This is a genomic window from Microbacterium sp. (assembly GCF_035556355.1).
GTDB lineage: Bacteria > Actinomycetota > Actinomycetes > Actinomycetales > Microbacteriaceae > Microbacterium.
The window spans coordinates 225,296-238,241 of the sequence record NZ_DATMFG010000021.1; the positions used below are offsets into that span (position 1 = coordinate 225,296).

Consider the following 12,946-nt stretch of genomic DNA (forward strand, 5'->3'; position numbering starts at 1 on the left):
CGACACTCGGAGGACGACCCGCATGACCATCACGCAGGAGCAGGCGACCTGGTTCGCGCAGACGTTCGGCCAGATCGCCGACAACGTGGAGCGCGCCGTGCTCGGCAAGCGCCACGTGGTCGAGCTCGTGCTCACCGCGATGCTCAGCGAAGGTCATGTGCTGCTCGAGGACGTGCCCGGCACGGGGAAGACCTCGCTCGCGCGCGCGATGGCCCAGTCGGTGCAGGGCACGAACACGCGCATCCAGTTCACACCCGACCTGCTGCCCGGCGACATCACCGGCATCACCGTGTACGACCAGAAGTCCGGGGCGTTCGAGTTCCACGCCGGTCCGGTCTTCGCGAACATCGTGCTCGCCGACGAGATCAACCGCGCGAGCCCCAAGACCCAGGCCGCCCTCCTCGAGGTGATGGAGGAGGGGCGCGTGACGATCGACGGCGTCTCGCGGCAGGTGGGCGTGCCCTTCCTCGTGCTCGCGACGCAGAACCCGGTCGAGCAGGCCGGCACGTACCGGCTCCCCGAAGCGCAGCTCGACCGCTTCATGATGCGCGCGTCGCTCGGATACCCCGACCACGCGGCGACCGTCCGCATCCTCGACGGCGCCGCCGTCGCGACCGCCGAGCTCGACCCCATCATCACGCCTCAGGCCCTGGTGGGCATGGCCGACCTCGCGCGCGACGTCTACATCGACGCGCTCGTGCTGGACTACATCGCGCGGCTCGTCGATGCATCGCGCTCGGCGGACGAGGTGCGGCTGGGGGTCAGCATCCGCGGCGCCCTCGCCCTCACGCGTGCGACGCGCACGCGCGCGGCTTCGCAGGGACGCACCTACGCGACGCCCGACGACGTCAAGGCGCTGGCGGTGCCGGTCCTGTCGCACCGACTGATCCTGCACCCCGAGGCCGAGTTCGACGGCGTGACGCAGGAGGCGGTCGTCGGCCAGGTGCTGCTCGACGTGTCGCCGCCCAGCCGCAGAGAGGCCGTATGACGCTGACCGACCCGCGGCAGACCCGGACCTCCCTCGAGACCGATACCTCCGACCGCACGACCCAGGTGACCTCGACCACGCGTCGAGGCGGCCGGCTCGTGCGCGCCGTCGTGCGGTTCTCAGAGGGCATGCGGGTCGCCGGCGCGGCGGTCGCGCGGGCATGGACGTGGGCGGCGCGCACGGTGCGACCGGCCGGCGCACTCGTGATCGCCGCGGCGACGGTGGGGCTCGTGCTCGGGCTCGTGTTCGGGTGGGTCGAGTGGATCGTCGCCGGCGCGGTCGCCGTGGTGCTGCTCGTCATGACGGTGCCGTTCCTGTTCGGCACGCGGCTCTACGACGTCGACCTGCAGCTCGCGCGAGAGCGGATCGTGGCGGGCGAGGGCGTCGTGGGCGAGGTCGTCGTGCGCAATGCGGGGGCGCGCCTCGCGCTGCCGGGCCGCATCGACATCCCCGTGGGGAACGGGCTCGTGGAGTTCGGCGTCCCGCTGCTGCGCCCGGGCCATTTCGTGTCGCAGCCGCTCGACATCCCGAGCCTGCGCCGCGGTGTCTACGACGTCGGCCCCGCGACGACGGTCCGCAGCGATCCTCTCGGCCTCCTGCGCCGCGAGCACGCGTTCCAGGACGTGCACGTGCTGCACGTGCATCCGCGAACCGTCGGAATCCCGTCGACGAGCACAGGACTCGTGCGCGACCTCGAAGGAAGCCCGACGCGCCGCCTCGTCGACGCCGACATGTCGTTCCACGCGATCCGCGAGTACGCCCCGGGCGACGCACGCCGCCAGATCCACTGGAAGTCGACGGCGAAGACCGGTCAGCTCATGGTGCGCCAGTACGAGGAGTCGCGCCGATCGCGCATGGCCGTCGTGCTGGCGTCGTCGATCGGCGAGTTCGCGGACGAGGACGAGTACGAGCTCGCCGTGAGCTGCGCCGCATCGCTGGGACTGCGGGCGGTGCACGACGTGCGCGAGGTCGAGGTCGTCGTGGGCACCGAGATCCCGCGCGTCGTGCGGGGGCGCCTGCGCGCGATCCGGCGTCTTCCCGCGACGTCGAGCCGCACGCTCCTCGACGCGTTCAGCGGTGTGGAGATGCTCGAGAGCACGATGCCCGTCGCCGAGGTGGGGCGACTCGCGGCGGAGTCGAGCGACCACCTCTCGATCGCGTTCGTCGTGGTCGGCTCGACCGTGCCGCTCACTCGCCTGCGTCAGGCCGCGCTCGGATTCGGCGCGGAGACCACGGTGGTCGCCGTCATCTGCGACGAGCGCGCCCACCCGCGCACGCGAGCCCTCCCCGGCCTCACGGTCCTCACCGTGGGCACGCTCGACGACCTCACCGGGCTCCTGCTCCAGGGGGCGACGTCATGACCGAGCAGCTCGTCGCGCGTCGCGGCACCGGCGCGTCACGACGTCGTCGCCCGAACCGGCGGCTCTTCACGGCGCGCGTCGTGGCGGGGTCGCTGTTCACCCCCGTGATCGCGGCGCTCGCGGCTTTCGCGGCCTGGCCGATCTACCGTTCGTCGTCGTACATCCTCCTCGTCGTCGTCGCCGTCGCCGTCGCCGCCGCGATCGCCGTGGTCTCGTGGGTGCGCCGCTGGAGCGGTTGGGCGACCGCCGGCGCGGTCGCCGCAGCCGTCCTCGTGCTGGGCGTCCCGCTCGCGGTGCCCTCGCGGCTCGGAGCGCCGCTCGAGGTCGCGCGGGGGCTGGGCGAGGTCGCGAGCGGTGCGGTGCTCGCATGGAAGGATCTCGTCACGGTCGATCTTCCGGTGGGGTCGTACCGCAATCTGCTGGTGCCCGCGCTCATCGTCTTCCTCGTGGGGACATGCGCGATGCTGCTGCTGTCGTGGCGCGACTCGCGCGTCGCGTACGCCGCGGTGCCGATCGGCATCGGGATGCTCTCGTTCGGCCTCTTCTTCGGGCGGACGTCGGTGAGCGAGCCGCTCGTGCTCGGCCCGGTGCGGCTGCAGGCGCCCGTCGAGACGGCGCTCGGCATCGCGGGTCTCCTCGCGTGTCTCGTGTGGCTCGCGTGGCGCACGGGCGACGAACGCATCCGGGCGCTGCGTCGTGCCGCCGCATCGAGCGGCGTGCGCATCCCGCGGAAGCCGTCTGCCGCCGACCGTCGCCGCATCGCGCTCGGCGCCGGCATGGTGGCGGTCGCGGTCGTCGGCGTCACGGCGGTCGTTCCGGCGGTCGCGGCGGATGCCCCGCGAGAGGTGCTCCGATCGGCGGTCGGGCCCGACCTCGACCTCGCCGAGGCAGTCAGTCCCCTCGCGTCCTACCGCGCGCTCTTCGACCCCGACCGCGCCGACGAGGTCCTCTTCACGGTCGACTCCGACGGACCGCTCCCCGAGCGCGTGCGTCTCGCGACGCTCGACGCGTACGACGGGGCGGTGTACCGCACCGGTGCCGGCAACGAGGCGGTCGCCGGACGCTTCGTGCGCGTGCCGTCGGCGCTCGATGCGGGCGAGGGCCAGCCGGTCGAGGTGGTCATCACGATCGACGGGCTCGACGACATCTGGATGCCGACGGTCGGGCAGGTCGAGCGGGCGACGTTCACGGGCGAGCGCTCGGCGGCGCTCGCGGACGGCTTCTACTACAACCCGACAGCCGCCGCCGGAGTCCAGACCGCGGGCGGCGGCCTGCGCACCGGCGACAGGTACGTCCTCACCGCGGTCGAGCCCGAGCCGGTCGACCTCTCGTCGATCGCCGCGCCCGGAGGATCGCGTGCTCGCGTCGAGCCGCCCGAGACGCTGCGTGACTGGGTGGAGAACCATCGGCAGGGCTCCGGAGGAGCCGCCCTGGCGGGACTCGCCGGGCTGCTGCGCGACCGCGGCTTCCTCAGCCACGCGCTCGACATCGACGAGGAGGACCCGCCCACGTGGGTGCTCGAGCTCGGCGACTACACGTTCCAGGCGAGCGCATCCGGGCACTCGATCGCGCGCATCGACTCACTCTTCCGCCGCCTGCTCGAACGCGAGGCCGACGAGCGCGCGGTCGCTCCTGAGGACTTCGTCGCCGCTGTGGGCGACGACGAGCAGTTCGCCGTCGCGATCGCCCTCATCGCGCAGGAGCTCGGGTTCCCCGCGCGCGTCGTCGTCGGCGCGTACCTGTCCGCCTCCGACCCCGACCTGCGCACGTGCGACGCCGGGGTGTGCCGTGCCCGCGACCTGTCGGCGTGGGTCGAGGTGCAGTCGGCCGAAGGGCAGTGGGTTCCGGTCGCGGCCACCCCGCAGCACGAGAACTCGCCCAGCCTGGAGTTCACGCGGCAGCGCGACCCCCAGCTGCCCACCGACGTGCGCCCGGACTCGGTCGAGGAGGTCGTGCCGCCCGAGCCGTTCCAGGAGGACGAGACCGCGCCGCCGGGCGACCCGGCCGCCGCGGGGATCGACCTCTCGTGGCTGTGGCCCGCGCTGCGCGTCGCGGGGCTCGTCCTCGCCGGGATCGCGCTCATCGCAGGCCCGTTCGTCGTGGTCGCCGCCGCGAAGGCGTCTCGTCGCCACAGTCGCCGCACCCGCGGCGACGCGGCCGCCCGCTTCGCGGCCGGCTGGGACGAATACACGGATGCCGCGGTCGACGCCGGCCGCGCCGCGCCGGCATCCGAGACCCGCGCCGAGCTCGCCGAGCGCTTCGCGACTCCGCGCGGTGCCGAGCTCGCGGCCGCCGCCGACCGGGCGGTGTTCTCACGCGGGACGCTCGGCGACGAGGACGTCGCGGCGTTCTGGAGCATCGTCGACGAGGAGCGCCGCGCCTTCACCGAAGGTCAAAGCGTGTGGCGTCGGCTCGCCGCGACCGTATCTTTGAAATCGTTCGTCAGACAGGCGTCGCCCGCGCACGGGCGACGTCCGCACACCGTCGAGAGGGGGACGCGCCGGCCGAGCGCCGTGCGCACCACGTCATGACCGACACCTCAGGCCTCGCCTTCGCAATGGGATCCGTCGCGGTGGTCCTGGCCATAGCCCTGTACGTGTGGACCGCGATCGCGCTCGCCGCCGTCTTCCGGAAGTCGGGGGAGGAGCCCTGGAAGGCGTGGGTGCCCGTCTACAGCGGCATGACGCTGCTGTGGCTGGGCGGGCTGTCGGGGTGGCTCTTCCTCGTCGTGTTCGTGCCTGTCGTGGGCACGCTCGCGGCGTGGGTCCTCATCGTGATCGCATGCCACCACGTGAACGTCGCGTTCGGCAAGGGACCCGGCATGACGGTGCTCGCGGCACTGCTCTTCCCGGTGTGGGCGACCGTGCTGGGATTCGGTCCGGACCGGTGGGTCGCGCGTCGGCCCCTCGACGACACGCGCGCTCTGTCCCCCGTGTTCCCGGCCGGCGCCGCGACCGGACCGGGCGGCGCGGTGGGGCCCACCGGGCCGACCCGTCACACGTACGCGGCGCCTGGACCGATGCGCTCGCGCTCGGGCGATCCGGCCGCGGAGTCGTCCGAGCCGAGCTGGGTGCGCCCGGCGCCGCCGCTCCCGCCGACCGTCGTCGACCCCGAGATCGCGGGGTCGCGTCCGGCGGCGACGCGCTCGCAGAACCCCATCCCGCCCGTGCCCCGCGCCTCCGCGGCGGAGGCCGCGCAGGTGCACGGACCGTGGCAGCCCACCACCACGGCGCCGGCCGCCTCGTCCGCTCCCGCCGTGCCCCCCGCGCCGGCCGTTCCTCCCGCGCCCCCTGCTCCCGCCGCCCCGGCTGCGGACGCCGTTCCGGCAGCGGGCTCGTCCCTCGACGACGCGGCGCCGCGGTCCGCCGTCCCGCACCCCGCGACCACCTCGTCCGAGGGCTCGTTCCGCACGTTCGACTCCGAGCATCGCCCCGCACGCACCGATCCGGTCGAGGCGGGCGCGGGCCTGCGCCGCTCGGCGCGCTCGGCTCCGGTCCCGGGGTCGGATGAGGATCTGTGGGCGATGTTCGACTACGAACCTTCGCTCGGTGTGACGGGCGAGGTGACGGGCGGCGTCTCCGGCGCTCCCGGACCCATCTCCGCGATCCCCGGCGTGAGCGCCGCGTCGCCCGCGCCTCCGCCGACCGCGCCGCCGGTCACGCGCGTGCCGCGGGCGCCCGAGGTGCCCACGCGCGACCCGTGGGCACCGACCGACGACGACGCCTTCGGCGAGTCGGGCGAGGTGTCGGCGATCGCCGGCGCGCCGGATGCCGGCGCTCCCCGCGCGGCGCGCTCGTCGGTGTCGGCGCAGCACCCGGAGGCCGAGATCCCCGAGGAGCCGATCGAAGAGACGATCGTGGCGCGCCGACGCCGCACGACGTGGACGCTGCAGATGCCGGCAGGGCGCTCGGTGCCGCTCACCTCCGATGTCGTCCTCCTCGGCCGTCGGCCCTCGAGCGATCCGCAGTTCCCCGACGCCCAGCTCGTCCCGATCGACGAGCCGACGGTCTCGAAGACCCACGCGCGGCTCGAGCTGCGCGACGAAGAGTGGATCATCGTCGACCTCGACTCGACGAACGGCGTCGTGCTCGTGACCGAAGCCGGGGCCGAGATCGACGTGGTGCCGGGAGTCGAGTCGATCGCGGGCACGCGGATCCTGCTCGGCGACGCCGACCTGAGGCTCGTCCGGACCGACGGGTGACGGACTCGACCGGGGGCCCGCCCGCCGGGCGGGATCCGAACGGGGAAGAACCGGGCGGGGGAGTCGAGCGCGACACGGTCGATGAGACGGTCGTGGTCGACCGGAGCAGGCCCGGGCCGCGCCGCCGCCGCTCCGCCGAGGACACCGCCCTCGACGAGCCGGTCGAGCAGGCGGAGCCGACGGAGGGCTCGACGGTCATCGCGCATCGCGAGTCGCGGCGTCGGGCACGAGGCGAGTCGGTTCCCGAGCCGGTTCCGATCCCCGAGGTGGTGGGAAGGCCCGCGCGGATGCCGCACCCCGGTCCCGACGCCGTCTACCCCGTCCGCGCGGCGGCCCCGGTCGTGGTGCCGCGCCGACCGCCGGCCGAACACCCGCCGCAGACCCCGGCCGACACCGCCGTCGCCGAGGCGAGGCTGCGAGCGCACGCGCGTCGCCGCGTCGTCGTGGTCGTGGCCGCGGCATCCGTGACGACCCTCCTGGCGGCCGTCGCGATCGTCGTCCTCGTGATGACGGGCTGACCTCCTGGGCCGCATCCGCCCAGCGGGCTCGCGCGTTTGCCGCCCTCGTGATTCCGGCGTATCATGGATCGGGTGTGCGCTCACGCGCGCCGTCCGCCGTGCCTAGGCACCGGACGACCGGGTGACGACATCTCAGGGATCGGTCTGCGAACAGGCCACCCCCACGGCATATCCACCAACGAACGCTGCGCCAGGCTCTGGCGTGCCGGTGGATCCACGTGAGACCCGCAGGATCCGTCCCGCGGGAGGAGAACACGACCGCTGTCACCGTGCAGCACAACCAGAGAAGAGAGAACGTGCCAACCATTCAGCAGTTGGTTCGCAAGGGGCGCACCTCGAAGCCTGCCAAGACCAAGGCTCCCGCGCTCAAGGCGAACCCGCAGCAGGCAGGCGTCTGCACCCGCGTCTACACGACCACGCCCAAGAAGCCGAACTCGGCGATGCGCAAGGTCGCCCGTGTCAAGCTCCGCAACGGCACCGAGGTCACGGCTTACATCCCCGGCGAGGGCCACAACCTGCAGGAGCACTCGCTCGTGCTCGTCCGCGGCGGCCGTGTGAAGGACCTCCCCGGCGTCCGCTACAAGATCGTCCGCGGCGCGCTCGACACGCAGGCCGTGAAGAACCGCAAGCAGGCCCGTAGCCGCTACGGCGCGAAGAAGGGTTAAGGAACATGCCTCGCAAAGGACCCGCGCCCCGTCGCCCCGTCGTCAACGACCCGGTCTACGGCGCGCCCGTCGTCAGCCAGCTCGTCAACAAGATCCTCGTCGACGGCAAGAAGTCGCTCGCCGAGTCGATCGTCTACGGCGCCCTCCGCGGCGTCGAGGCCAAGAGCGGCCAGGACGCCGTCGCGACGCTCAAGAAGGCGCTCGACAACGTCCGCCCCACGCTCGAGGTCAAGAGCCGCCGCGTCGGCGGTTCGACCTACCAGGTGCCGGTCGAGGTCAAGCCTCACCGCGCCAACACGCTCGCGCTGCGCTGGCTCGTGAGTTACGCGAAGGGTCGTCGTGAGAAGACGATGACCGAGCGCCTCCAGAACGAGATCCTGGACGCGTCGAACGGCCTGGGTGCCGCGGTCAAGCGCCGCGAAGACACCCACAAGATGGCCGAGTCGAACCGCGCCTTCGCACACTACCGCTGGTAACAGCTTCCGAGATGCGGGGGCCGGGCTCCTGAGCCCGTCGAAGGGCCGGCCCCCCCGCATCCACATGGACAGAAAAGGAAAAGACCCCGTGGCACAAGAAGTGCTCACCGACCTCACCAAGGTCCGCAACATCGGCATCATGGCGCACATCGATGCCGGCAAGACGACGACGACCGAGCGCATCCTCTTCTACACGGGCGTCAACCACAAGATCGGCGAGACGCACGACGGTGCGGCGACGACCGACTGGATGGAGCAGGAGCAGGAGCGCGGCATCACGATCACGTCGGCCGCCGTCACGTGCTTCTGGAACGACCACCAGATCAACATCATCGACACGCCCGGTCACGTCGACTTCACGGTCGAGGTGGAGCGCTCGCTCCGCGTCCTCGACGGCGCGGTCGCCGTCTTCGACGGCAAGGAGGGCGTCGAGCCCCAGTCCGAGACGGTGTGGCGCCAGGCCGACAAGTACAACGTGCCCCGCATCTGCTTCGTCAACAAGATGGACAAGCTCGGCGCGGACTTCTACTTCACGGTCGACACGATCGTGTCGCGCCTGAAGGCGAAGCCGCTCGTGCTCCAGCTGCCGATCGGCGTCGAGAGCGACTTCGTCGGCGTCATCGACCTCGTCGAGATGCGCGCCCTGGTCTGGCCGGGCGACGCGAAGGGCGACGTCACGATGGGCGCCAAGTACGAGGTCCAGGAGATCCCCGCCGACCTCGCCGACAAGGCTGCCGAGTACCGCGAGAAGCTCCTCGAGACCGTCGCCGAGTCGGACGACGCGCTCCTCGAGAAGTACTTCGGCGGTGAGGAGCTCACGGTCGCCGAGATCAAGGGTGCGATCCGCAAGCTCACCGTCGCCGGCGAGCTGTACCCGGTCCTCTGCGGCTCGGCGTTCAAGAACCGCGGCGTGCAGCCGATGCTCGACGCGGTCGTGGACTACCTGCCGTCGCCGCTCGACGTGCCGTCGATCGAGGCGCACGACCCGAAGAACGAAGAGAACATCATCGAGCGTCACGCCGACCGCGACGAGCCGTTCGCCGCGCTCGCGTTCAAGGTCGTGACGCACCCGTTCTTCGGTCGTCTCACCTACATCCGCGTGTACTCGGGCCACCTCGCATCCGGTGCTCAGGTCATCAACTCGACCAAGGGCAAGAAGGAGCGCATCGGCAAGATCTTCCAGATGCACGCCAACAAGGAGAACCCGGTCGACTCGGTGACCGCGGGCCACATCTACGCGGTGATCGGCCTCAAGGACACCACGACCGGCGACACCCTGTCGGACGCCGACAAGCCCGTCGTCCTCGAGTCGATGACGTTCGCCGAGCCCGTGCTCGAGGTCGCCATCGAGCCCAAGACCAAGGCCGACCAGGAGAAGCTGGGTCTCGCGATCCAGAAGCTCGCTGAGGAGGACCCGACGTTCCGCGTCGAGCAGAACGCCGAGACCGGCCAGACCGTCATCAAGGGCATGGGCGAGCTGCACCTCGACATCATGGTCGACCGCATGAAGCGGGAGTTCAAGGTCGAGGCCAACGTGGGCAAGCCCCAGGTCGCGTACCGCGAGACGATCCGCAAGACCGTCGAGCGCCACGACTACACCCACAAGAAGCAGACGGGTGGCTCGGGCCAGTTCGCGAAGATCCAGTTCAAGCTGGAGCCGCTCGAGGTGTCGGGCGACAAGACGTACGAGTTCGTGAACGAGGTCACCGGTGGCCGCGTTCCGCGCGAGTACATCCCGTCGGTCGACGCCGGCTTCCAGGACGCGATGAACGTCGGCGTGCTCGCCGGCTACCCCATGGTGGGCGTCAAGGCGACCCTCATGGACGGCCAGGCGCACGACGTCGACTCGTCCGAGATGGCGTTCAAGATCGCCGCTTCGATGGGCTTCAAGGAGGCCGCCCGCAAGGCGAGCCCCGTGCTGCTCGAGCCGGTCATGGCCGTCGAGGTGCGTACGCCCGAGGAGTACATGGGCGACGTCATCGGCGACCTGAACTCGCGTCGTGGCCAGATCCAGTCGATGGAGGACGTCACCGGCGTCAAGGTGGTGCGCGCGCTCGTGCCGCTGTCGGAGATGTTCGGCTACATCGGCGACCTGCGTTCGAAGACCTCGGGTCGCGCCGTCTACTCGATGGTGTTCGACAGCTACGCCGAGGTTCCCAAGAACGTCGCCGAGGAGATCGTCCAGAAGAACAAGGGCGAATGACCTCTGCGGATGCCTCGGCTTCCCGCGCTCGTCGAGGGCGGCCGGGGCATCCGAACCCCACAACTTCACAGAAACCCCTCTACTAAGCTAGAGAAATCCCCGTAGACGACCGGTCGCAAACCAGTGCCCGGAACCTCTACATGACCGTCCTGAGGAGGACCCAGTGGCTAAGGCCAAGTTCGAGCGGACCAAGCCGCACGTGAACATCGGAACGATCGGTCACGTCGACCACGGCAAGACGACGCTCACCGCGGCGATCTCGAAGGTGCTCGCCGACAAGTACCCGTCGAACGTCAACGTTCCGCGCGACTTCGCGTCGATCGACTCGGCTCCTGAGGAGCGCCAGCGCGGTATCACCATCAACATCTCGCACGTCGAGTACGAGACCCCGAAGCGTCACTACGCGCACGTCGACGCCCCGGGCCACGCGGACTACATCAAGAACATGATCACCGGTGCCGCCCAGATGGACGGCGCGATCCTCGTGGTCGCCGCCACCGACGGCCCGATGGCTCAGACCCGTGAGCACGTGCTGCTCGCCAAGCAGGTCGGCGTGCCCTACCTGCTCGTCGCGCTCAACAAGGCCGACATGGTCGACGACGAGGAGATCCTCGAGCTCGTCGAGCTGGAGGTCCGCGAGCTTCTCTCGTCGCAGGGCTTCGACGGCGACAACGCGCCGGTCGTCCGCGTCTCGGGCCTGAAGGCTCTCGAGGGCGACGAGAAGTGGGTGCAGTCGGTCCTCGACCTGATGGACGCCGTCGACGAGTCGATCCCCGACCCGGTGCGTGACCGCGACAAGCCGTTCCTCATGCCGATCGAGGACGTCTTCACCATCACGGGCCGTGGCACGGTCGTCACGGGCCGCGCCGAGCGCGGCACGCTCGCGATCAACTCCGAGGTCGAGATCGTGGGTCTGCGCCCGACGCAGAAGACGATCGTCACCGGCATCGAGATGTTCCACAAGCAGCTCGACGAGGCGTGGGCCGGCGAGAACTGTGGTCTGCTCCTCCGCGGCACCAAGCGTGACGAGGTCGAGCGCGGCCAGGTCGTCGCCAAGCCCGGCTCGGTGACCCCGCACACGGAGTTCGAGGGCACGGCGTACATCCTGTCCAAGGACGAGGGTGGCCGTCACAACCCGTTCTTCACGAACTACCGTCCGCAGTTCTACTTCCGCACCACCGACGTCACCGGCGTCATCACGCTGCCTGAGGGCACCGAGATGGTCATGCCCGGCGACACCACCGACATGAAGGTCGAGCTCATCCAGCCGATCGCCATGGAGGAGGGCCTCGGCTTCGCGATCCGCGAGGGCGGTCGCACGGTCGGCGCCGGTACGGTCACGAAGATCCTCAAGTGAGCTCGCGCCCGTAGGCGCACCGAGACTCACTGACGAGAAGCCCCCGGGAGGGATCCCGGGGGCTTCTCGCGTCTGCGGCGGATGCGGATGCCGCGGCATCCGTGTGCCCTTTCCGGGCCCTGCCCTTCGCGAGACAATGGCACCGTGCCGCCCCGCCGGGGCGCAGAAGGAGCCGACACATGGGCATCGACGACCTCGTCAACCAGGGCAAGGAGTTCCTGGAGCAGAACAAGGACAAGATCAATGACGCGATCAAGTCCGAACAGGCGGAGGACGTGAGCGACAAAGTCCTCGACGCCGCCGCCGACTTCGTCAAGAAGGTCGCACCCGACAGCGTCGATCAGCACGTGGACGGCGTCCGCGACAACATCGACAAGGCGATCGGCAACGAGTAGCTCTCCGCGTTCGCGAGGGCCCGGGGGAGCGATCCTCCGGGCCCTTCCGCGTGCCGGGGAGCCGTCTCTCCTGGGAAGGTGCCGAGCAAGCGGGTGCGCGACACGCCCGGGTTTGCGACACGCCCGGGCGACCCGTAGACTATTGAGGTTCCACATTCCGGCGCGCTTTCGGCGCGCACCGGATCACTGCCAGGGCAGTGCATAGGCGGCGCGAACGCGCAGGGTCCTAGGCCGCGGGCAGCAGAACAAGAAACCGTCCTCGAAAAGGCTCGGGTGCCGGATCATCCGGAAAGCCCGGGCCGCACGTGTGCGTGCGGCGAGCGGCGGGCCGGATGCCTCGGCGCCGGCTTGACAGCAGAACAGTGGTGCGCAGCACCCGTCCATGCGGGTGAGAAGTGCCAGGCGCGCGAGCGCCACCGTGCGTCCAATGCCACAAGGGTAAGACGCGGAAAGAGAGTGAGCAGACAATGGCGGGACAGAAGATCCGCATTCGCCTGAAGTCGTACGACCACGCCGGTCTCGACTCGTCGGCGCGCAAGATCGTCGACACCGTGACCCGTGCGGGCGCGACCGTCGTGGGCCCCGTGCCCCTTCCGACCGAGAAGAACGTCGTGTGCGTCATCCGATCTCCCCACAAGTACAAGGACAGCCGCGAGCACTTCGAGATGCGCACCCACAAGCGTCTGATCGACATCATCGACCCGACGCCCAAGGCCGTCGACTCGCTGATGCGCCTTGACCTGCCGGCCGACGTCAACATCGAGATCAAGCTCTGAGGACGA

Annotated in this window: 11 protein-coding genes; all 11 read left to right on the forward strand. The window is 70.5% G+C overall.

Translation table 11 applies throughout. From position 1 onward, the window contains the following. Positions 1-22: 22 nt before the first annotated feature. The 11 genes from VNR19_RS05585 (at position 23) to rpsJ (ending at position 12,940) form a co-directional block, all read left to right on the forward strand. Positions 23-988 carry an AAA family ATPase gene (locus tag VNR19_RS05585; protein ID WP_325724734.1) on the forward strand — a complete coding sequence of 322 codons (966 nt, stop codon included), beginning with the start codon at positions 23-25 and terminating at the stop codon, positions 986-988. Further along, positions 985-2,349 carry a DUF58 domain-containing protein gene (locus VNR19_RS05590; RefSeq protein WP_325724736.1) on the forward strand — a complete coding sequence of 455 codons (1,365 nt, stop codon included), beginning with the start codon at positions 985-987 and terminating at the stop codon, positions 2,347-2,349. Before VNR19_RS05585 ends, VNR19_RS05590 begins: the two co-directional genes overlap by 4 nt. Next, on the forward strand, positions 2,346-4,880 hold the full coding sequence (locus VNR19_RS05595) for a transglutaminase-like domain-containing protein (RefSeq protein WP_325724738.1): 2,535 nt from the start codon (positions 2,346-2,348) through the stop codon (positions 4,878-4,880). The genes VNR19_RS05590 and VNR19_RS05595 overlap by 4 nt, the downstream gene beginning before the upstream one ends. Then, positions 4,877-6,550: a DUF5684 domain-containing protein gene (locus VNR19_RS05600; protein ID WP_325724740.1), complete on the forward strand. Its 1,674-nt coding sequence runs from the start codon at positions 4,877-4,879 to the stop codon at positions 6,548-6,550. The genes VNR19_RS05595 and VNR19_RS05600 overlap by 4 nt, the downstream gene beginning before the upstream one ends. Continuing rightward, positions 6,547-7,068: a hypothetical protein gene (locus VNR19_RS05605; RefSeq protein ID WP_325724742.1), complete on the forward strand. Its 522-nt coding sequence runs from the start codon at positions 6,547-6,549 to the stop codon at positions 7,066-7,068. Before VNR19_RS05600 ends, VNR19_RS05605 begins: the two co-directional genes overlap by 4 nt. A gap of 296 nt (positions 7,069-7,364) precedes the next feature. Further along, on the forward strand, positions 7,365-7,733 hold the full coding sequence (rpsL, locus tag VNR19_RS05610; protein ID WP_325032377.1) for a 30S ribosomal protein S12: 369 nt from the start codon (positions 7,365-7,367) through the stop codon (positions 7,731-7,733). Positions 7,734-7,738: 5 nt separating this feature from the next. Further along, positions 7,739-8,209 carry a 30S ribosomal protein S7 gene (gene rpsG / locus VNR19_RS05615; RefSeq protein WP_325032378.1) on the forward strand — a complete coding sequence of 157 codons (471 nt, stop codon included), beginning with the start codon at positions 7,739-7,741 and terminating at the stop codon, positions 8,207-8,209. Positions 8,210-8,297: 88 nt separating this feature from the next. Beyond that, positions 8,298-10,412, forward strand: coding sequence for an elongation factor G (gene fusA / locus VNR19_RS05620; RefSeq protein ID WP_325724744.1), 2,115 nt, complete (start codon positions 8,298-8,300; stop codon positions 10,410-10,412). A 163-nt stretch (positions 10,413-10,575) separates the two neighbouring features. Further along, on the forward strand, positions 10,576-11,769 hold the full coding sequence (tuf, locus tag VNR19_RS05625) for an elongation factor Tu (RefSeq protein WP_325724745.1): 1,194 nt from the start codon (positions 10,576-10,578) through the stop codon (positions 11,767-11,769). Positions 11,770-11,948: 179 nt separating this feature from the next. Next, the gene (locus VNR19_RS05630; RefSeq protein ID WP_325724747.1) at positions 11,949-12,164 is read left to right on the forward strand and encodes an Rv0909 family putative TA system antitoxin; all 216 of its coding nucleotides are present in this window, start codon (positions 11,949-11,951) and stop codon (positions 12,162-12,164) included. Positions 12,165-12,631: 467 nt separating this feature from the next. Beyond that, positions 12,632-12,940: a 30S ribosomal protein S10 gene (gene rpsJ, locus VNR19_RS05635; RefSeq protein WP_013584016.1), complete on the forward strand. Its 309-nt coding sequence runs from the start codon at positions 12,632-12,634 to the stop codon at positions 12,938-12,940. The last annotated feature ends 6 nt before the right edge of the window (positions 12,941-12,946 follow it).